Raw genomic sequence first — 20,400 nt, 5'->3', positions numbered from 1 at the left:
TTCTTAAATGGTGAGTGCGTGAAGGTGCTGGAGCGGGAATCAGGAAAGGCGCGGATCCTGGCCGTACTGTTCCGGGGCGCCGAGGTGGTCGCGCAGGGTGGTGCCTTCGTAGTCGTTGTGGAACAGGCCCCGTTCTTGCAGCAGTGGGATGACTTCGTCGACGAACGCATCGATCCCGTCCGCGTATACGTCAATGGCCAGAGAGAACCCGTCGCACGCGCCGGCTTCGAACCATTGCTGCATATGGTCGGCAACCTCGGCGGCCGTGCCGGGCACGACGGGGTGGTAGTCGATGACGCCGTGCGCCAGCACGTCACGCAGGGTCCACCCTTCCCGGGCCAGCTCGAGCGCATGCGGTGCCCGCGGGTCGCCCGGATTGGCGCGCGCCGAAGATTTTTGTTGTGCGGTCAGGGGCTCATCGAGCTGAGCGGGGGTAAGCGCCAGACCGAGCATGGAGCCCAGATACCGGACTCGTTGATTGAGGTCAACCGATTCGTCCAGGCTTTGCCGGCGGTCAAGGGCTGCCCGTCGGGATGCGGCGACGCTGGGCATGAATCCGGCGAAAAGTTTCACTTCGTCCGGGTTCCTGCCTGCCCGTTCGGCTGCCGAACGCAGGGCGTTGCGGTGTGCGCGGCCTTCTTCGATGGTGAACGGATTCGCGTATACGCCACTCGCGTAGCGGCCGGCGATCTCGAGGCCATTTCCGCCACCACCGGCTTGAAAGACTACCGGCTGTCCCTGTTCGGAGGGTGGAATCGCCAGGGGGCCGGCGGAGGCGACGTAGCGGCCTTGCAGGTTCACTGGCTGGATCTGGGACATGTCGGCGAACCTCTTGTGCTCAACATCGCGTAGCCATGCGTCGATCCCCCAGCTTCCCCAGAGCGCCTGGACGATCTGGATGACCTCGTGGGCGCGCTCATATTTCTGCTCGCGTGAGGGCAAGGTGATGCCGTAGTTGGCGGCGGCGGCCGGGTGCGAGGTAGGCACAGCGTTCCAGCCGGCCCGGCCGTGGCTGGCAACATCGAGGGCTTTGAACTGCCGGGCGATGGTAAACGGTTCGTTGAGTGTGGTTGAACTCGTCGCGACGAGTCCGATGCGTTTGGTCGCCCGCGCCATTGAGCTCAGAACCACGAGCGGATCGATGGCGTGGTGCGGAGCCTCTCGCTCGAGGTCCACATCGAGAGCGGGTGTATCGGCTAGGAAGATCAACTGGATCTTTCCGCGTTCGGCCGCCTGAGCATAACGGTCGAAGACGTCCATGTCGGTGTATGCCGAGGGCTCGGTGCCGGGCTGGCGCCAGGCGCCGGGTTGCGCCCCATAACCATTGGCTACCTGCAGTGCCAGGAGCATTTGATGAGTGGAAGAAGCGGGCATGAAAGGATCCTTTAGCAGCATTTGATGGTGGTTGGGTTGCCGAATGAGAGCACCGCGCAGATGACAAGCGAGGCAAAAGGAGATAGTCTCCTCTTAGAAAATAACTATATGGAGACAGTCTCCGCTTTGTCAAGGTAAGGGTGAATTCATGTCCACATCTGCTGCAGGGAAAGGTCGGAGCCCGCGGGCTGACGCCCAGCGAAACAGGGACCACATCCTCGATACCGCGGCGCACTTTTTTTCCGAGCATGGGGTTTCAGGGTCACTCGATGCGATTGCCAAAAAGGCTGGAGTGGGCGCGGGTACCTTGTACCGCCACTTCCCCAATCGGGAGACGTTGCTCGCAGCCCTGCTCACCGCGCGCGACGAAGAGCTAGAGGTGCGGCGCGATGCCATCCGGTCGGAAACTAGAGACGCTGGCGATCGTCTTGAGCAATGGCTTATCGCCTTGATCGACTGGGCGGGCGCCTTCGACGGTTTGCCTGAACCGCTCCGCGCTGCGAGCCGCACAGAGTCTTCCCCGTTGGGAATCACCTGCCAGGGGTACATCACCACGACGGACGAGTTCCTGATTGCGGCCCAAAAAGACGGAGCTGCGCGTTCTGAAGTGCGCGGACGGGATCTCTTCCTCGCCGCGTTGGCAATCAGCTGGGTGCGTGACGCCGCCATGGCGGACGAGAGTTCAGCCCAAACCCTGGCTACCCTCACTAAGGCGGGATGGGCTACCTCCAGCGGCGCCGATTCCGGACATTGAGTCGTGGAACGGCAAGAGCTGACGAAGTGCATGAGCAGCGCGCGACGGTATCGATGTCTTTCTGAGCACGGCGGCATATCGTGGTGTTTGGCTTCATGCAACCTGCCGTGAGGGCTGTCAGCGCATAGCTCGGGATCAATTCGACTGCTTAAACACCAAGCTCCGCGGTACTCGGTAAAAATACCGAGTACCGCGGAGCTTAGCTGACGACGGACCAATAGGCCCTTGGGGTTTAACCCATGTGGATTGCGCCGAAGAGCACGCCCGAAGCGAGCATGACCAGGCTGACCACGGCCGCACGCCACAGCACCTTCTTGTGGTGATCGCCCAGATCCACACGAGAGAGCGAGACCAGCAAGAGGATTGCCGGGACGAGCGGAGATTGCATGTGCACCGGCTGTCCGGTGATGGAGGCGCGAGCCATATCCACCGCAGGAACGCCGAAGTGCGCGCCGGCCTCGGTGAGGACCGGAAGAATGCCGAAGTAGAAGGCGTCGTTGCTCATCAGGAAGGTGGCCGGAATCGAAATCAAGCCGGTGATGACCGCCATGTACTGGCCCAGGGAATCCGGGATGATGTTGACCAGCCAGAGGCTCATCGCATCGACCATGCCGGTTCCGGAGAGCACGCCGGTGAGTACCGCCGCGCCGAGCACCATGGAGACCACCGCGATGATTTCACTGGAGTGCGCGGCGATCATCTTCACCTGGTCGTTGACCTTCGGGAAGTTGGCTACCAGCGCGATGGCGGTGCCGACCATGAACAGGTAGGCCAGCGGCAGCACGTCGACGATGAGCAGCACCATGATGGCCACGGTGAGCGCCAGGTTGAAGTAGAACATCTTCGGGCGCAGGGTCTCGCGGTGCGGATCGAGCACGGTGCCGTCCATGGTCGCGGCTTCCGAACCGTCCCCCTTGCGGGCCACGGATTCAAGGACTGCCACCGAGGAGCCCGAAGGCGAGGTGCCGTCCTGGGGCTTGCCGCCGCCCAGGTTTCCGCCTCCGAAGCCGGTGCCCCACAGTTCGGGACGATCCTTCTGCAGCCGGCGGCGCTCGGAGAGCCCCAGCTGCCAGGCGAAGATGGCAATCACGATCAGCGCGACGCCCAGCGATGGGAGCATCGGCACGAAGATGTCTGCCGCGTCCACGCCCAAGGCGGCCGCGGCGCGAGCGGTTGGACCGCCCCACGGCACGATGTTCAGCGTGCCGTTGGTCAGCCCGGCCACACAGGTCAACACGACCGGGCTCATGCCCAGGCGCTGGTAGATGGGCAGCAGGGCGGCGGTGACCACGATGAAGGTGGTGGAGCCGTCGCCATCCAGCGAGATGATGGCGGTCAGCAGCGCGGTGCCGATGACGACCTTCGCCGGGTCGTTGCCCACGAGCTTCTGGATTCCCGAAACCAGCCGGTCGAACAGGCCCACGTCGATCATGATGCCGAAGTACATGATGGCGAACATGAGCAGGGCGGCGGTGCCCGACATTGACTTGATCGCGTCCATGATCATCTCGCCGAGGCCAAAGCCGGCGCCGGTGAACAGGCCGAAGATGGTGGGAACGAGGATGAGCGCCAAGAGCGGCGTCATTTTTTTGGTCATAATCAGCGCCATGAAGGTGATGATCATGAGGAATCCGAGAGCAACTAGCATTGCGCCGACCTCCTGAAGTGTGTGGCAAGTGATGATGCCAGCAGGTGTGCGGGCACTTATCCAAGTTACGTGGCGGCGCTCACGTATCCGGGGTTGTTCGTTTTCTGATCCCTTTAGGTTTTTGCAATCTTTTTGCTCATTAAAATCACGGACGGTTTATGCTGGACAGATGCCGCATTCCACAGCCACCTTGCACTTTGCCTCGCGGATCATGCGTCCGCAGTTCGTGGTGCTCGGCGTGCTTTTCGCGCTGGTGACAACCGCGACCCTGCTGGTGAGCTACAACAGGGTCTTCGACCAGGGCGAAGACACCTCCCTGGGGATTGCGCGTTCGGTCGCCGCCTTGCCGGAGGTGGTGCGCGAGGTGACGGACTATGCGCAGCAAGATGAGCTGGATCTCGAAGAGCTGCGCAACGGAAGGCTGCAAGAACTGGCTGAGGCCGTGCGTGAAGGAAGCCAGGCGACCTTTGTGGTGATCACCGAGGACCGCGGCCTGCGACTGAGCCACCCGAACCCGGACGAGCTGGGAAAGCTGGTCTCCACCGATCCGGTGGCGTTAAGCGGCGTGGAAGACATTGCCCGCGAGCATGGCACTCTCGGGGAATCGGTGCGCGCCAAGGTGCCCATCCGGTCCGTCGACGGACGGGTTATCGGCGAGGTGTCGGTGGGCGTGGCCACCGAGTCGCTGACCGGTGCACTGGTTGCCTCCTTCGGCTGGATCGTGCTGTTCGCGGTGCTTGCCGCGCTGCTGGCAACCCTGGCCGGACGCTTCACCGTGCGCACCCTCAAGCGCCAGACCCTGGGGTTGGAGCCCGCGGAAATCGCTCAACTAGTGCGTGATCAGCAAGCGGTGCTGTACGGGGTGAGCGAGGGCGTGATCGGACTGGGGACGGACGGCACGGTGACCGTGCGCAATAAGGCCGCACGCCAATTGCTTGGACTGCCGCACCGCACCGAGCTGGCGGACATCATCGGCCGGCACTACGAGTCGGCAGATCTCGACCCGCGTTTGGTGAAGGCAATTAAAGACCATGAACCGGCTCCTATCAGGCTGGAAGCCAACTCGAATGCGATCGTTGCCCGCGTCTCGGATGTGGTGCGCGACGGGGTGGATCTTGGCCAGGTTGTCTTGCTCCACGACGTCAGCACCGTCGAAGCGCTCGGCACCAAACTGGATGCCGTGCAGGATATGGCCGACGCGCTGCGCGCCCAGCGCCACGAGTTCGCCAACCGGATGCACGCGGTCCTCGGACTGATTACCTTGGGCAAAACCGATCAGGCCGAGGAGTATCTGCGTGAAGTGATGGATGCCGGCCCGGTCATTGCACCGGTCGGTGGCCTGGAATTGGTCAAAGACGCTTACCTTTCCGCATTCCTTTCGGCCAAGGGGGTGCGCGCCCACGAGCTGGGCATCGAGCTGCGGGTCTCTGCGCAATCCATGCTCTTCGAACAGATCGCCTCGGCCAGCGACGCCCAGGACGTCACCGCGGTGCTGGGCAACCTGTTGGACAACGCCTTCACCGCGAGCCTGTGCGGAAGCAAGGATCCGTGGGTTGAGGTGGATCTGCTCTCCGAGGGGAGCACCTTGCATCTTGCGGTCGCCGATTCGGGGCCGGGGATCAGCACCGAGGAAGATATCTTCGCCCCGGGAGTGAGCACCGGGTCCTCGCTCGGGGAGGGGCACGGCTCCGGTGTGGGGCTGCCGCTGATTCGCCGGTTGGCCCGTTCGCGCAGCGGTGACGTGTGGATTGCCGACGCCGGCGGGGAGCAAGGCGGGGCCGTGATCGCCGCCCGGCTGCCAGCGGTACTGAGTGAACCGAGGAACTTCTCATGAACAAGGGAGCGAAAATGACACAGAATGCCGTGGGGGACTACCGGGTATTGATCGTTGACGATGACTTTCGCGTCGGGCAATTGCACGCGGACATGGTCAATGAGATCCCCGGATTCCAAGCCCTGGAACCGGTGCAAGACCCACGCACCGTACCCAAACTTGTCGCGTCACTGCAACCGGATCTGGTGCTGTTGGACCTCTATCTGCCGCATGTCAGCGGCATCGAATTGCTGCGTGAAATAGAAGTCGACTCGATCATGATTTCTGCCGCCACCGAACCGGCCAATGTTGCCGCGGCTCTTCAAGCTGGCGCCCTGGCTTTCATTATCAAGCCCTTCGGAGCCAAGACGCTCGCGGCAAAGCTCAAGGGGTGGGCTCGGTACCGCCGGCAGTTGGCGGCGGCAACCGACCTCGACCAGCAAAGCGTGGATCGGCTGTACCGGACCTTGCAGGGGATCGATGATGCGCCAGCTGCCGCTAATGCGGCGCCCACCGAGCAGGCGGTCATGGCCTGCGTCAAAGCTTCCAGCGAACCGCTGAGCGTGGCCGAGGTCGCCGAAGCCGTGGGCGTCGCACGGGCGACTGCCCAACGCTACCTCGCGTCGTTGGTCGCCAGCGAGATGCTCGACCTGCAGCTGGGCTATGGGACCAGGGGGCGCCCCGAGCACCGCTACCTGGCGAGGTAATCGCGGACGAAACTATTACGAGCGCTGGATGAATTCTCGGTTCCCCACCCAAAAAGCAAACCAGATGACAGCCGGGATAGCGGCTAAGAGCGCCACGATTCCAAACGGAATTGTGATCGGCGCCGTCAATGCGAAGGCCGTTGCGAGCAAAGAAACCATGAGCAGTCCGTGAGCGCCGGTGAATATAGATCCCACGCTAAAGCACGCTGCCACGAAGACCTTGAGACCCATTGGCATCCCCAACGGTTCGTTTGAATGCATCGTAGCTACCTCCAGCCAGGTTTCGTTCAGCAATCTTTAGAGAACTGCGCGTTCAAATCTCAGCATATCTATTTCTGTTAGGTCAAGACAGAGCATATCGGATGGATTATCGAGTTCAATCCTCAACTTCGAGTAGGACAGTCCAGCGTTGGACTCGTACCTGGCTCAAGTTTCTTGTTGCAAGCGGTCACGTTGGGGTAGCGTCTATTTCTATGGAACATCCAGACAAGCGCGGGAACACGCTACTGAGCAAATATTCGACCGGATTCTTCATGGCCATATTCGTATCGTTGTACCTCGCTTGGAATCAGCGAATTCCTGACCCGTGGGGCTTGTACCTGATTCTCCTCTCCGTAGGAGGCTTCACCGTCACCCTCGTATGCCTGGCGGTCAAGAAATCTCGCGTGGAATCACGAGAGAACTGAACTGCGCGCAAGCTGCTGGCAGGGGTGAGGCGAATCTAGTGGAGCGGGGCTAGTAACCTTTGCCTTTGTGATACGTCCGCCTGGACGAGATATGCAGCAAAAGTCATGCAATGTTCGATTGCGCCGGCAGGGGACCCCGGGCGGTGGGAGCTGTTCCGGAAAATACCTGCCGAGCAACCTCATCGAATCTGCTCATGGCTCGGAACCAATAATGCACGGGATTCAGGCTGCATGCCTGTAAGGCCTGAGCGTGGTCGAAGCAAACAACAATTGCCGCGCCTGCCGCCACCACCGACCAGATTCCACGTACGACATGTTTCAGCGGCCTGGGCGTAAACTCAAACCCTTGACGCAGACGGTCGATCTGGAAACGAAGGTGGTTTCGTTCGTCTGAGGCGATTCTTCTTCCCAGCCCGCGCAGTGTCGCATCCGGTGCGTGGCTTGCTAGGGCCTCGAAATATCCCATGGCGACGCTTTCAGCAATGAGGAACAGCCCGAGCTCGGTACGCAACCCCAACATTCGCCGCAGCAGGGTGAAGGCCTTATCCGACCAGTGCGATTCCAAGCGTGGGGCATCCAGGTAATCCAGCGCTTGTCCGAACAACCGAGAATGCTGCTGTTCTTCGCGCACCAGGAGCTCAAGTGCTCGTACGTAGGTCGAGTCGCCGGCCCGCTCCGCCAAACCTAGCAAGTGCCTGCCTTCGCCGCTTTCGCCAAGCTCAAGACGCTGGAAAGAGCGGATGAATCCGCGTCGTGCATTTTCCGTTAGCGCCGGAACACCGCTCCAGTTCAATTGCGCGTTCATCGTGTCATGCAGTCTCGAGTTTGCTTCAAAATATGCCAACCATGATGTGAATTGCATAGCTCCACGGTAGCCGTGGGATGGGTCAGCACGAGCCGTTGAAACATTAGACACCAGTACCGTGTTTCGTGAGCTGTTCACGCAGCTGACACCATGCGGCTAACTCGCCGCGAAATACTGGTGATCATGACACAAATTTCACGGCGCAATCTGCTCACTGGCGCCTTGGGCGCCGGTGCTCTGACGCTCATTTCCCCGGCCGGCTCGGCGCTGGCCGCAAATAGTCCGCGCCTGGTCCGTTCGCGGCTCGGCCTCACCAATGGCTTCTCGATGGGAGATGTCTCCACCAACAACGCGGTGCTTTGGGCTCGCGCCACCGGTGAAGGCCGGCTGCGGGCGCAACTGCGTGCCATCGACGAGGCCGGAGAGATTATTCGCGGCCGCGGATCATTCGAACGAACCCTGCGCGGTGCGCAGGCGAACTCCGATACCGACTTCACCGCCAAGATTTCCGCATCCAACCTGCCGGCGGGCACCCGCTTCGCGGTGACCATCGGTTTCGAGGACGAAAACGGGACCCTGGGAGAAACCAACACCGGTTCCTTCCTCACCGCGCCTTCGCTCACCGGCCGCCGGAACCACAGCGCATCGATGGCGCAAAGCTTCGTCTGGTCTGGCGATACGGCAGGCCAAGGCTGGGGCATCAACGAGGAAATCGGCGGCATGCGGGCCTACGCGGCCATGCACGCGACCAAGCCTGACTTTTTCGTGCACAGCGGCGACACCATCTACGCCGACGGCCCGATCGCGGCCGAAGTTGTGGAGCCAGACGGCCAGATCTGGCGCAACCTGGTTACCGAGGAGGTCTCGAAGGTCGCCGAAACCCTGGCGGAATTCCGTGGCCGGCACCGCTATAACCACATGGATGCAAATGTTCGCGCCATGTACTCCGAGGTTCCGGTTATCGCCCAGTGGGATGACCATGAGACCCACAACAACTGGTGGGCCGGGGAGACAATCGAGGACGAGCGATACACCGTGCGGGATGTCAACACCCTCGCCGCCCGCGGTCGCCGTGCCTGGCAGGAATACCAGCCCATCGCCGATCCGCGTGCCATGCGCGGCGGCACCGGGTTCGAGCCCGCCCGGATCTACCGCAAGATCTCCCGCGGACCGGCCCTTGACCTCTTCGCCTTGGACATGCGCAGCCACAAGTCGGAGAATACCGCCGGACTGGAAGCCGAAGAGACCACGACCCTCGGCGAGGAACAGCTGAACTGGCTCGTTGAGGGCCTGCAGAAGTCGAAGGCCACCTGGAAGGTGATCCTCAACGACCTGCCGCTGGGCGTCATCGTTCCGGACGGCAAGGCCCAGGAATCGATCGCCAACGCAGAGCACGGCGCACCGCTGGGCCGCGAGCTGGAGCTGGCCAGGCTGCTCAAATCGATCAAGGACCGCGGCGTGAAAAACGTGGTCTTCTTGACCGCGGACGTGCACTACTGCGCGGCCCACCACTATTCCCCGGAGCGCGCCGCCTTCGGCGACTTCAACGAGTTCTGGGAATTTGTGGCCGGTCCGGTCAATGCAGGATCCTTCGGTCCGAACAAGATGGACGGGACCTTCGGCCCCAAGGTGGAATTCGCGCTCGCCGGAACCACCAACCAGTCGCCGCGCGATGGCAAGGGCCAGTTCTTCGGCCATGTCGACCTCGATGAGTCCCAGCGATTCACCGTGTCGCTGCGCAATGGCCTCGGCGAGACCGTCTACGCCAAGACCTTGGAACCGGCGCGCTAATCCGCCACCGTAACTGCTGCATTAAAAAAGGGGCGGCGCAGATCTTCAAGATCTGCGCCGCCGCTTTGGCTGGTATTTAGCGTCCGGTGCCGCCGTACACGGTGGCTTCCACGTCGGTGTCCAGATCGAAAGCCGTGTGGATGGCGCGGACCGCGTCATTGAGCTTGTCCGCGTCGGTTACCACCGAGATGCGGATCTCCGAGGTGGAGATCATGTCCACGTTGACCCCGGCCTGGTGCAGCGCCTCGAAGAAGGTGAAGGAAACTCCTGGGTTCGAGCGCATGCCTGCACCGATGAGCGAGAGCTTGCCGACCTCGTCGTTGTGCTCGATATCCTCGAAGCCGATTTCGCCGCGGGAGGTTTCCAGCGCTGCGAGAACTCGTTTGGTCTCGGTCATCGGCAGGGTGAATGAGATATCGGTGGAGCCGGTACCGCGAGTCGAGATGTTCTGCACGATCATGTCGATATTGGCCTGCGCGGCCGCGATAACCCCGAAAATCTGTGCTGCCTTGCCCGGGATGTCAGGCACGCCAATGATGGTGACCTTGGCTTCCGAGTGGTCGTGGGCAACACCGGAGATGATTGGCTGTTCCAAGGGTTCTCCCTCTTGAATCTTGATCTTGTCGTTGGGGTCCGGGAGCACCCAGGTGCCCTCGTTGGTGCTGAATGAGGAGCGCACGTGCAGCGGCACGCCGAAACGGCGGGCGTACTCCACGCAGCGCAGGTGCAGGATTTTGGAGCCGCTGGCCGCCATCTCCAGCATTTCCTCGCTGGAAATCTCGTCGATCTTCTTCGCGGCACCGACCACGCGAGGATCGGCGGTGTAGATGCCGTCAACGTCGGTGTAGATCTCGCAGACATCGGCGCCGAGGGCTGCCGCAAGGGCCACCGCGGTGGTGTCCGAGCCGCCGCGGCCCATGGTCGTGATGTTCTTCGATTCCTTGCTCATGCCCTGGAAGCCGGCGACGATCGCGATGAAGCCGCGGTCGATGGCGCGGCGGATACGCTGCGGAGAAACCTCCATAATGCGTGCCATGCCGTGGGTTGAGTCGGTGATCAGCCCTGCCTGCGATCCGGTGAAAGATACCGCGCTCTCGCCGAACTGGTCGATGGCCATGGCCAGCAGCGACATGGAGATGCGTTCGCCGGCCGAAAGGAGCATGTCCATTTCGCGAGCGGGGGCGTCCTCGGTGAGCTGGGCCGCGAGGTCGAGCAGTTCGTCGGTGGAGTCGCCCATTGCGGAAACGACCACAACGACTTCATGGCCCTGCGCCTTGGTATCAATAATTCGGCGCGCGACGCGTTTGATGCCTTCGGCATCGGATACGGACGAACCGCCAAATTTTTGAACTATCAGGCCCATGGGCGCACACTCCAACTGATGAAAGTTGTTGATGCGCATCGTGCTGCCAGCACAGATGCGACATATCTACCGTAGATAATTGTGTCAGTACCGCAGGTGCATCACCTAGTTGTGAAGGTAACCATTGGTCATATTGCCTAGCATTTGTTGTTTCGATGCCTGGAAATGCAGGTCATGTACGCGCTGTGGCTAAGATTTGTCGCCAAAATGACTTCCAGCCATCCAATACCTGAGGGTTGGAGAGCCGTGAATGCTCAGCGCTTACGCTTGCCTTGCCGCCCTTGAGCGAGATGTTCACGCTCACCCGGCTTCCGTCGCTGAATTCGGCCTTCCAATACCGCCACCGATCCGAACCGCTGACGGAGGCTTCCCCCACCAGCTGCGCGCCGTTGAAGTCGGTTCGCGCGCCGACGGCCTCCACCCAGCGGGCCAGGGCGCCGTCCAGATCGGCGGCCATGGTGGCCGAGACTGAGCCCTTGAAGGTGCCGTCGCTGGACTGGCCCGGGACCCGGCGGCCGATGTGCTGCTCGTAGGCGATGGCCACCGACTGCGCCCACCAGCCGGGATTGGATAGTTCGGCGGGCATCATCTCGTAGGCCAGCGAGGCGAGCGGTTTATGTGCCAGCTCGCTGGCTCCGTCCGCTTCGAGCCGGCTGACCCATTGGTCCCACCCAGTGCCGGTGGCCTTGGCGATTGCCTCGATATTGCTGCCCTTGATTGCCATGAATCGAGTGTAGCCACTGCAGCCAAGGACTAACCAGCCCCGCATGCAGCCTGGCGGTCGAAGGCGCTACCGGGTCATCAGCCGATCCGGGCGCGCAAATGGCGTGGAGCCGCGGCCTTCACCGAAGGCCGCGGCTCCACGCCAATGGTTCACAGTTCGCGCAGATCCGTGTTGAGCCTGCCGAGCAAGCCAACCAAATGGTCCAAGTCGTCGTCGGACCACAGTGTAATGCGTTCGCGCAAGCTGTCGCGCCAGGATTCCAGCCATCCGTGCCAGCGTTCCTTGGCCAGTTCGGTGGGCAGCAGGTTGGAGACGCGGCGGTCGGCTTCATCGACCTGCCTGCTGACCAGGCCGAGCTCTTCGAGCCGGGTGACCAGGCGGGAAAGGGTGGCCTTGTCCGTCATGAGGTGTTCGCAAATTTCGGACTGCGTGATGCTCTGGCATTTGAGGATCATTGCCAGCACCGGCACCGCCGCGGGCGGCAGCCTTTCATCGAGCCGGGCGGCAAGGGTGCGTCGCGACTTGGCGGTCACCGAGATCAAGGTGAACAGTTCTTGCTCGGCGGCGTCGAATAGCACCCCGCGCCGGGTCTCCGGCTGCGCTTCATCCAAGGTATCCACGGTGGCTAGGCGACGGTTTCCGCGGTGGAAGGGGCATCGGATTCCTCGGCCAGCCGCTCGGTATTGGTCTTGGTGTTCAGGTGCTGGTTGGGCAGCAGGATCACTGCGACGACGGTGATCAGTGCGAGCGGCGCGGCCAAGGCGAACAAGCCTGCCACCCCATCGCCGTAGACCGATTCGAGAATTACCCGCACCGGTTCGGGCAGCGTGGAGATCGTCGGCAGGGAACCGGAGCTCAGTGCCGCGCCGACCTCGGCGGCCTTATCGCCCAGCGAGGCGATGGCGCGGGTCAGTTCGCCCTGGCGGTCGGCGATCATATTCGGAATGGTGACCGCGAGCATTGCGCCGAGTCCGGCGGTGCCTGCGGTACCGCCCAAGGTGCGGAAGAAGGTCACCGCTGAGGAAGCGACGCCGAGGATCTTCGGATCCACCGAGTTCTGCACCACCAGCACCATATTCTGCATGACCAGGCCGACGCCCGCGCCGAGGATGAACATGTACAGTCCCACCAGCCAGAAGGCGGTGTCATAGTGGATGGTTCCCAGCAGATACAGGCCGACAACCTGCAGCACGGCACCGGTGACCACGAAGGCCTTCCATTTGCCGTAACGCGAGATCAGTGCGCCGGCGATGGTGGAGACGACCAAGAGGCCGGCCATCATCGGGAAGGTCATCAGACCGGCCTGGGTGGCGGTGGCGCCACGGGCCATGATCATGTACTGGCTGAGGAACACCGAGGTGCCGAACATCGAGATGCCCACAGCGAGCGAGGCGATCACCGCGAAGGTGAAGGTGCGGTTCTTGAATAGCTGCAGGGAAATCAGCGGGTCTGCAACCTTGAACTCGACGAGCACGAAGACCGCCAGCAGGATGACCGAGCCGATCACCATGAGGTAACTGGTGGCCGAGTTCCATTCGAACTGGCTGCCGCCCATGGAAAGCCAGATCAGCAGCATTGCCACGCCCGAGGCGAGCAGCATGATGCCTAGGTAGTCGATCTGGACCTTGCGCTTGGCGATGGCCGGAAGGTTCAGCGTGCGCTGGATCAAGATGATTGCCACGACGGCGAAAGGCAGCGCGACGAAGAAGTTCCAGCGCCAGTTGATGGTGTCGGTGACGAAGCCGCCGATCAGCGGTCCGCCGACGGTGCCCAGCGCCATAACGGCTCCGAACAGGCCCATGTATTTGCCGCGCTCCCGCGGCGAGAGGATGTCTGCCATCACGATCTGGCTCAGCGCGCCCATGCCGCCGCCTGCCAGACCCTGGACCACACGCATGGCGATCAAGAATTCGGTGTTCTGCGCGAATCCGGCGGCCGCGGAGGCAAGCACGAACATGGCCAGAGCAATCTGCAAGAGCAGTTTGCGGTTGCCCAGGTCGGCGAGCTTTCCCCAGATCGGGGTCGAGATTGTGGTGGCAAGCAGGGTAGCGGTGACCACCCAGGTGAATGCCGTCTGGCTGCCGTTCAGGTCAGAGACGATTACCGGGAGGGAGCTGGACACCACAGTGCCTGCAAGGATTGAAACGAACATGCCCATAAGCAGACCGGTCAGCGATTGGATGATCTGCCGGTGGCTCATCTTGGGTTTTTCGACCGGTGCTACTGCGGTCATGCGGACTCCAAAAGACTCAAAGATAAAGTTGACTGATATCAACTATATGCCGATAGTTGACCATTATCAACCAATGTGGTTGAGTCCACAGACAAGAAAGCCCGGGCCATCTGGCGATGGACCGGGCAGCATGAAATATGCTCGTGTGGCAGGGTGCCTAGGCTCGTGAAGTGCTCGGTGCGATGGTGTTGCGCCGGCCTTCGAAGGCGCGGGCCAAGGTGACCTCGTCGGCGTATTCCAGGTCGCCGCCTACCGGCAGGCCAGAAGCCAGACGGGTGATCTTGATGCCCAGCGGGCTGAGCTGACGCACCAGATAGATTGCGGTGGCCTCGCCCTCCAGGTTCGGGTCGGTGGCGAGGATCAGCTCGGTGATCGAGCTGTCGCCCAGGCGGGTGACCAGCTCGCGAATGTGCAGCTGTTCCGGGCCGATCCCGGCGATCGGATTAATAGAGCCACCCAGCACGTGGTATTTGCCGTTGAAGGCGCGGGTGCGCTCGATGGCGAGCACGTCCTTGGACTCCTCGACGATGCAGATCTGGCTGGTGTCGCGGCGCTCGTCGCGGCAGATCCCGCAGGTGTCCTGCTCGGAAATGTTGAAGCAGATCTCACAGAAGCGGACCTTCTCCTTGGCCTGCTGGATGGACGCGGCAAGGCGCGTCATATCCTCGGCGTCGGCATCGAGAATGTGAAAAGCGATGCGCTGCGCCGATTTAGGACCGATGCCAGGTAGCCGACCGAGTTCGTCGATCAGTTCCTGAACAGCACCTTCGTACACCTAATGCCCACTTTCCTGATAACTCAAACGTCCATTGATCTTGCGGTGCCATAACTGGCCTGCGGTGGTATGCCACCGTCCTACACCCTAGTGTCTCACCTAGACGGTTTGGCGGTTAGAGCCCGCGCTTAATTTCTACGATACTTCCGTTGACGTCACGCTGCTCGATGACCATGCCGCCGAGCAGCCGCTCCACCGCGGGGACGCCGATGAGTGCCGAATCCTCGACCTCGATGTCGTCTTCGCTGGGCGTGAAATCCTCCGGCTCCGGTGCTGGGGGCCGGGGTTGGGCGCGATCCGGCGTGCCCCAGTTGCTGGCGGAACTTTCCACCGGCACTGCCGGAGCGCTGTCCTTGGCCTGGCTCATCAGCTGCTGGTAGCGGCTGAGCCGCTGTCCGGCGGTCGGCATCGGAGACTCGGCAATTGGCTGCTCGGACCCTTCGCCCGGTGCGCCCCACGCGGGAGCTGACTCGGTGGCCGGCTGCACGGAAGGCTTCGGCGGTGCCACCCGAACCGGCTCAGGGGCAAGCGGCGCCGGCGTTGGTGCCTCCGGCTCCGGCTCGCGGACTGCCTTGGACTCGAAGGTGTCGGTGGTGCTGCCCGGATGCAACGGGGTGGAAGAAACCGGACGCGAGATTACCGGAGCTCCCACCTCTGCCTGGCGTGCGCTGAGCCCGGCGGTCAACCGGGGACGCGGGGCCACCGGGGGGCCGTCAAAGGAGCGCGGAGCAGCGCTCCGCGGCGACGGGGCCACGGGTTCCACCACGGCCGCAGCGAGTTCCGGTGATGCGCTAGCTTCCTGCGGCTTTGCTGGTCGGGGACTTGCCGCTGGCTCTGGTGCCTGGACTGCGGGAGCCTGCGGCGCTGGGCTGCTAGGCGTGCCGTATCCGTCATCCGGGTACGGAGGCTCGTCCATATATGGCTCGTCCAGCGGAGGCGGAACATCGTCATAACTGCTGACATATCCCGAATCACCCGATGCTGATGGTTTGCTGGCCGGAGCCGGAGCCGGAGCCGGAGCCGGAGCCGGAGCGCTGGCTGGTTGCGGGCGCGACGGAGCGTTGGGCGCTACCCCAGCGTTCGGAGCCTGTGCGTTGGTGGCTGCTGCTGGGGAGGACGCCGGTGTTGGCCGGCGTTCACCTTTTGGGGAACCACCACCGGCGGGTGCCGATCCGCCCTCGGCAAGTACGACTTCGATCTGTTGGCCTGCCACCTGGCAGAGGATGCCTACTAATATCTGCATCATGTCCGGACGATTGCGCAGATTCACAATCGGTCCGGTATTGCTGAACGCGATCGTCAGCGTGCGGCCATCGAAACCGGCGACCGAACCATAGTTGGCGACCATGGAATGGAGCACTCGGGAACTTGACTGCAGCTGCTCCAAGACCGCCGGCCAGGCCTGCTGGAACTGCTGAACCGGTGCCCCGGCAGTGTTCGACTGCTGAACCGGTGCCCCGGCAGTGTTCGACTGCTGTATCGGCGGCGTGGATTGCTGAACCGGTTGCCGTGGCGCTTGCTGCTGGGCAGGTTGAGCTGCTTGTGCGCGTTGCTGCGCTTCGGCTTGCTCGCGTGCCGCCTTCTCCTGGGCAGCACGCTGTTCTGCGGCTTCCCGTTCTGCAGCGGCTCGTTGTTCGGCCTGCTCTCGAGCGAGCTTTTCTTGCTCGGCCAGTTCCGCAGAGGCACGTTGTTCGGCCTGCTCTCGAGCTGTCTGTTCCTCGGCGCGACGGCGTGCTTCTTGTGCTGCCTGCTCCTGGTTCTGCGCCTGCTGCTGAGACTGCGTTTGACCTTGAGCTTGTTGATCTTTCTGCGGCTGCTGCGCCTGACGAGGGGCACCCTGTGGCGGGGCTTGCGGAGGACGATTTTCTGCCGTACGACGAGTGAACTCGGCCATCGCGGCATTTTGCTTCACGTCATCGATGGAAACACCAGTACCGAAGGACAGGTCTTCCCCCGCGGCCGGATCTGGAACCAGGCTGAACGGCGCGACACCTTCCGGACGTGCTTCGGGAACACTCGGACCTGGTTGGACCGGGGTGGTGACCGGATTCAAGTCTTCCTTAGGGCCCCACGTGGCTCCCCAATCGGCCGCTTCGCCGGTGTTGAGTGAACGGGCGGCGTCCGGATCAAGCGGAGCGTTAATATCTGTATCTTCTTGCGCCACCGGAGGCTGCTGCTCGCGAGGCTGACTTGGCTGTTGCTGTTGCTGTTGCTGTTGCTGTCCCTGCGCAGGCTGTTGAGCTCGCGCTTCCGGGTGCTGCTGTTCGCGTGGCACGGGTTCCTGCTCCCGTGGCTGGAGGTTCTGTTCCTGTTGCGACTGACCTGGCTGGGCCGGCTGCGTCTCCTGCTGAGGTGCGCTGGGCTGCTCTTGGGCTGCCGGCTCGACGCCGCCATTGCGCAACTTCGCGGCGGCAAGGGCCTCGCGTACCGCGGCCGCGCCTTGGCGTGCCGCCGCGGGGGAAGGGGCAGCGCCCGAGGACTGCGTTGGCATTTCCCCCTCCGGGAGCTCTGGAAGCTCGCTGCCGGTCATCGCATGACGTTCCAGGCGATCGAGGCGTGCGGCGAAAGAGCTCGCCGAGTTTTCGGCGCCAGGCAGCATCAAACGCGCTGCCAACAGTTCCAAGTGCAAACGCGGAGAGGTCGCGCCGGTCATCTCGGTCAGCGCTTGGTTGGTCACGTCGGCCCAACGGCTCAGCTCACCGGCGCCGACCAGCGAGGCCTGCATATGCAGCGACTCCAACTGGTCCGCTGGGGTGCCACGCAGAATTTTCTCCAGGCCTTCGGGCATCGCCTTGGCGATGATCAGGTCGCGCATGCGTTCCAACAGATCTTCAACAAAACGTCGCGGATCCAAGCCGGTCTGAATGATGCGGTCGATGGCGCCAAAGAGGGAAGCGCCGTTGGCCTCGTGCAGGGAGAGGATGACTTCATCGAGCAGCGTGGAATGGGTATAGCCGAGCAAGGCAATCGCGGTCTCATAGTCCACCCCGCCTTCACGGGCGCCAGCCATCAGCTGGTCTAGCACCGAGAGGGTGTCGCGCACCGAACCGCCGCCGGCGCGAATCACCAGCGGAAGCACGCTGTCGGCGACCACTACGTTTTCGCGTTCGCAGAGCGTCTTGAGGTATGCCAGCAGTGCCTCGGGCGGCACCAGGCGGAACGGATAGTGGTGGGTGCGCGAACGGATGGTGCCGATGACCTTGTCCGGCTCGGTCGTCGCAAAAATGAATTTGATATGGGGTGGTGGCTCTTCGACGATCTTCAGCAGGGCGTTGAAGCCTGCCGAGGTGACCATGTGGGCCTCGTCGATGATGAAAATCTTGTAGCGGTCGCGGGTAGGTGCGAAGGTCGCACGTTCACGCAGATCACGGGCGTCTTCGACACCACCGTGGCTGGCGGCGTCGATCTCGATGACATCCAAGGAACCGGGGCCGCCGTTGGCCAGCTCGACACAACTGGGGCAGGTTCCGCACGGGGTAGGAGTCGGACCCTGCGCGCAGTTCAGGCAACGCGCCAGAATGCGTGCGCTGGTCGTTTTGCCGCAACCGCGCGGACCGGAGAACAGGTACGCGTGGTTGACCCGGTTCTTTTCCAACGCAGTCATCAACGGGGTGGTGACATGTTCCTGCCCGATGACCTCGGCGAAAGTGTCTGGACGGTATCTGCGATAAAGCGCTGTACTCACACCGGTACCCTATCGGTTGTGCGATGCCGGAGGCATCAACTGGTCAACAATAAATTCTGGTTCTACAACCCAAGGCTCGCGGGGCAAAGCTGAAGGGTTGAAGGAGTCCAAAGCGGCCTGCAAAGACGTGCCGGGCAAGCCTAATGACTCTAACAAGTAGGCGCGGAGCTGTGTGCCATTTAGTCCTTTTTCGGAAAGGTCTTCGAGCGTAACCGCACCATCGCGTTTAGCAAGACGTTGGCCTTGAACGTTCAATGCCAACGGAACGTGGGCGTACGTAGGAATAGGCAATCCGAGCAACTGCGCCAGGTATGCCTGGCGCGGGGCGGAGGACAGCAAATCGTCACCGCGAACAACCTGGTCAATGCCGTAGGCGCCGTCATCAACGACCACCGCAAGGTTGTAAGCGGGGGAGCCGTCATTGCGCAGCAACACAAAATCATCTACCACGCCGGTGTACTGCCCGAAAAGCTCATCGTGAATGGTGAACTGGTCAACCGTGGAACGAAGGCGCAAAGCAGCCGGCCGTTCTCGGGCCCTTTCGGCACGTTCTTCGGCGGTGAGATTTCGGCAGGTGCCGGGGTAAGCACCGGGTGCCGCGTGCGGCGCGCTGGCAGCCTCAGAAATATCTTTGCGCGTGCAAAAACACTCGAAGACCAGGTCGTTTTCGCGAAGAGCTTGGATTGCTTCGAGATAAATGGGGAGGCGATCGCTTTGACGGACCACGGGAGCATCGAATACCAGGCCGATGGAAGCCAACTCCGAAAGCTGCTGCTCCTCGGCGCCGGAGCGCACGCGGTCAAGGTCTTCGATGCGCAGAAGGCATTGCCGATCGGTGGACCGGGCAAAAAGCCAAGCAAGAATTGCGGTGCGCAGGTTGCCCAGGTGGAGTTGCCCGGTCGGGCTTGGGGCGAAACGACCAACGCCCACGCGAACTCCATTCGGCTTGCTAGAAAAATCAAAGACCCCTCATGCACCTGCCAGAGCCCATCTACCCTTGCTACCTTCCGGTCCTGGGGGAGTTCAACAGGATGACACCACACGAGGGGTCACAGAAGATACTACCCGAGAGTTGGGGGTGGATGAAAATCGGTAGCCGTGCCCTTGCTCTCAATCCAACCCATGCAAGGAAGGAGGCTATGTCACCCGGCTTTCGAATCCGGCGGGTCAAACCAACCTAGGATCCGGCGAACTCGGGCGGGCAATTCCGAGGCGGGGAGCATCGGGGTTTGATTCCGTTCAAAGTCGAAGTTCTGCACGCTGGTGACGCTGCCCGGTAGCTCAACCTGCAAGATTCCGTTCGGCGAACGCCAATTGACCGAACCGTCGGCCATGTATGTGGCCTGCCAACCTAAGGCGTGCTTATACATTTGGTGCCGCTTGCACAACAGCTGCGAGTTGTCTCGGTTCGTATGTCCGCCCTTGGCCCAGTCGTCGACATGGTCGATTTCACTGGAATCCGGAAGCCTGTTGCAACCAGGGAACCTGCAGTGGTTATCCCGTAATCTCAGTAGGTCCTTGAGCGCTTTCGTTGGGCGGTACTTCTTTCGTCCTACGTCGATGACGGCACCGGACCAAGGGTCGGTGAGCACCGTCATCAGCGAAGGAGCATCCTTTGCTAGCCGCAAGGCTGCACCGAGGGCGATTGGCCCGTAGCCTTCCAGATCGGCCAGCGTTCGAGTAGGATCTGCAAGCATTTGCAAGGCGGGGATGGTCAAGGCCACCCGCGCTTTGAGCGGAGTGCCGTTCCCGGCCGGCCAGCCATCAAGCAAAGCGTCCCGGAAAATATCGGCGCGACGTTGTTGCTCGTTGCGCAGATCCTCAGGGTCATCATGTTTCGTGGCGTGCCAGTTGATGGTGTTGATGATTGCCAGGGCATCCTCGGCTGGAAGCCGTATCTGAAGCACGGCCATGCCGTCAGCCTCCGGCCACCAGATCACCGAACGCGATTCACGCCCTTTTTCATGCCTCGTTTCCGCTGGTTCTGGCAAGAAACGTTCACGCATTTTGCGAGCTCGATCCTTCACCGTGCGATCCGAACC

At 62.0% G+C, this 20,400-nt stretch carries 17 protein-coding genes and 1 other RNA gene; 5 read left to right on the top strand and 13 right to left on the bottom strand.

From position 1 onward, the window contains the following. Nucleotides 1-39: 39 nt before the first annotated feature. A complete protein-coding gene (locus tag ACT3TP_RS08610) occupies nucleotides 40-1,374 on the bottom strand; it encodes an NtaA/DmoA family FMN-dependent monooxygenase (RefSeq protein ID WP_444620411.1) in 1,335 nt (444 codons plus the stop codon). Between the two features lie 148 nt (nucleotides 1,375-1,522). On the opposite strand from ACT3TP_RS08610, the gene ACT3TP_RS08605 reads away from it, so the two are divergent. Next, nucleotides 1,523-2,128: a TetR/AcrR family transcriptional regulator gene (locus ACT3TP_RS08605; protein ID WP_444620409.1), complete on the top strand. Its 606-nt coding sequence runs from the start codon at nucleotides 1,523-1,525 to the stop codon at nucleotides 2,126-2,128. A gap of 232 nt (nucleotides 2,129-2,360) precedes the next feature. Here the strand turns inward: ACT3TP_RS08605 and ACT3TP_RS08600 are convergent, their stop codons facing one another. Beyond that, nucleotides 2,361-3,776, bottom strand: a complete 1,416-nt coding sequence (locus tag ACT3TP_RS08600) for a CitMHS family transporter (RefSeq protein ID WP_444620407.1) — start codon at nucleotides 3,774-3,776, stop codon at nucleotides 2,361-2,363. Nucleotides 3,777-3,945: 169 nt separating this feature from the next. Here ACT3TP_RS08600 and ACT3TP_RS08595 point away from each other — a divergent pair, with 169 nt between their 5' ends. Both ACT3TP_RS08595 and ACT3TP_RS08590 read left to right on the top strand, forming a co-directional pair. Further along, a complete protein-coding gene (locus ACT3TP_RS08595) occupies nucleotides 3,946-5,610 on the top strand; it encodes a sensor histidine kinase (RefSeq protein ID WP_444617508.1) in 1,665 nt (554 codons plus the stop codon). Between the two features lie 14 nt (nucleotides 5,611-5,624). Next, on the top strand, nucleotides 5,625-6,296 hold the full coding sequence (locus ACT3TP_RS08590) for a response regulator (protein WP_096286013.1): 672 nt from the start codon (nucleotides 5,625-5,627) through the stop codon (nucleotides 6,294-6,296). A 15-nt stretch (nucleotides 6,297-6,311) separates the two neighbouring features. Here the strand turns inward: ACT3TP_RS08590 and ACT3TP_RS08585 are convergent, their stop codons facing one another. Next, nucleotides 6,312-6,557, bottom strand: coding sequence for a hypothetical protein (locus ACT3TP_RS08585; protein ID WP_096285609.1), 246 nt, complete (start codon nucleotides 6,555-6,557; stop codon nucleotides 6,312-6,314). Nucleotides 6,558-6,769: 212 nt separating this feature from the next. Between ACT3TP_RS08585 and ACT3TP_RS08580 the strand changes: the two genes are divergently transcribed. Continuing rightward, entirely contained in the window at nucleotides 6,770-6,982 is a 213-nt protein-coding gene (locus ACT3TP_RS08580; RefSeq protein ID WP_096285607.1) for a hypothetical protein, read from the top strand. Nucleotides 6,983-7,085: 103 nt separating this feature from the next. On the opposite strand, the gene ACT3TP_RS08575 is transcribed toward ACT3TP_RS08580, so the two are convergent. Next, nucleotides 7,086-7,925 (bottom strand): ferritin-like domain-containing protein, encoded by an 840-nt coding sequence (locus tag ACT3TP_RS08575; protein WP_141393517.1) that lies wholly within the window; start codon nucleotides 7,923-7,925, stop codon nucleotides 7,086-7,088. Nucleotides 7,926-7,970: 45 nt separating this feature from the next. On the opposite strand from ACT3TP_RS08575, the gene ACT3TP_RS08570 reads away from it, so the two are divergent. Next, on the top strand, nucleotides 7,971-9,578 hold the full coding sequence (locus tag ACT3TP_RS08570) for an alkaline phosphatase D family protein (RefSeq protein WP_096285602.1): 1,608 nt from the start codon (nucleotides 7,971-7,973) through the stop codon (nucleotides 9,576-9,578). Between the two features lie 76 nt (nucleotides 9,579-9,654). Here ACT3TP_RS08570 and ACT3TP_RS08565 read toward each other — a convergent pair whose 3' ends face one another. From ACT3TP_RS08565 to ACT3TP_RS08525, 9 genes are all read right to left on the bottom strand, one after another. Further along, a complete protein-coding gene (locus ACT3TP_RS08565; protein WP_096285600.1) occupies nucleotides 9,655-10,941 on the bottom strand; it encodes an aspartate kinase in 1,287 nt (428 codons plus the stop codon). A gap of 172 nt (nucleotides 10,942-11,113) precedes the next feature. Further along, nucleotides 11,114-11,665, bottom strand: a complete 552-nt coding sequence (locus ACT3TP_RS08560; RefSeq protein ID WP_096285598.1) for a hypothetical protein — start codon at nucleotides 11,663-11,665, stop codon at nucleotides 11,114-11,116. A gap of 149 nt (nucleotides 11,666-11,814) precedes the next feature. Then, the gene (locus ACT3TP_RS08555; RefSeq protein ID WP_096285595.1) at nucleotides 11,815-12,285 is read right to left on the bottom strand and encodes a MarR family winged helix-turn-helix transcriptional regulator; all 471 of its coding nucleotides are present in this window, start codon (nucleotides 12,283-12,285) and stop codon (nucleotides 11,815-11,817) included. Nucleotides 12,286-12,290: 5 nt separating this feature from the next. Then, a complete protein-coding gene (locus ACT3TP_RS08550) occupies nucleotides 12,291-13,898 on the bottom strand; it encodes a DHA2 family efflux MFS transporter permease subunit (protein ID WP_255248410.1) in 1,608 nt (535 codons plus the stop codon). A gap of 157 nt (nucleotides 13,899-14,055) precedes the next feature. Then, nucleotides 14,056-14,673 carry a recombination mediator RecR gene (gene recR / locus ACT3TP_RS08545; RefSeq protein WP_096285593.1) on the bottom strand — a complete coding sequence of 206 codons (618 nt, stop codon included), beginning with the start codon at nucleotides 14,671-14,673 and terminating at the stop codon, nucleotides 14,056-14,058. Nucleotides 14,674-14,788: 115 nt separating this feature from the next. Next, entirely contained in the window at nucleotides 14,789-18,358 is a 3,570-nt protein-coding gene (locus ACT3TP_RS08540) for a DNA polymerase III subunit gamma and tau (protein WP_444620403.1), read from the bottom strand. 9 nt (nucleotides 18,359-18,367) lie between these two features. Then, complete coding sequence (gluQRS, locus tag ACT3TP_RS08535) at nucleotides 18,368-19,288, bottom strand: tRNA glutamyl-Q(34) synthetase GluQRS (RefSeq protein WP_096285589.1); 921 nt, start codon at nucleotides 19,286-19,288, stop codon at nucleotides 18,368-18,370. A 27-nt stretch (nucleotides 19,289-19,315) separates the two neighbouring features. Continuing rightward, an RNA gene (gene ffs / locus ACT3TP_RS08530) (signal recognition particle sRNA small type) lies at nucleotides 19,316-19,412 on the bottom strand. 88 nt (nucleotides 19,413-19,500) lie between these two features. Continuing rightward, on the bottom strand, nucleotides 19,501-20,400 hold a 900-nt coding region (locus ACT3TP_RS08525), incomplete at its 5' end, for a DUF222 domain-containing protein (RefSeq protein ID WP_444620401.1).

The sequence above is a fragment of the Glutamicibacter sp. AOP38-B1-38 genome, assembly GCF_052377485.1.
Lineage (GTDB): Bacteria > Actinomycetota > Actinomycetes > Actinomycetales > Micrococcaceae > Glutamicibacter.
This window is presented reverse-complemented; position numbering and strand designations above follow the sequence as displayed.